We start from the raw sequence: 252 nt of genomic DNA, 5'->3' as shown, positions 1-252 counted from the left end.
AAAATTATAAGCTTCAGAATTTAATTATTAACTTTATATAACACTAAATTGAAAATATGAAATTAAACATTTATTTTAAACGAATTTATGATACTATTTTTGTTTTTACACCATTATTTTTACTATCACAAGTAGGAATTAATACAGTCACCCCTGATGATTCTTCAATTTTAGATATTGCATCTACAACAAAAGGGGTTCTGTTACCTAGAATGGGTACAGTTCAGCGTAACTCCATTATAAATCCAGCTA

1 protein-coding gene is annotated in these 252 nt (G+C 26.2%); it reads left to right on the top strand.

Annotation, left to right across the window (positions count from 1 at the left end; translation table 11 throughout):
* Window positions 1-56 precede the first annotated feature (56 nt).
* The coding region (locus R2R70_RS21805) for a hypothetical protein (RefSeq protein ID WP_410979169.1) at window positions 57-252 on the top strand (196 nt) is incomplete at its 3' end.

The organism is Cobetia sp. SIMBA_158, from assembly GCF_046566945.1.
Classification (GTDB): domain Bacteria; phylum Pseudomonadota; class Gammaproteobacteria; order Pseudomonadales; family Halomonadaceae; genus Cobetia; species Cobetia amphilecti.
The sequence above is the reverse complement of the archived record's forward strand: the minus strand, read 5'-3'. Positions and strand labels throughout refer to the sequence as shown.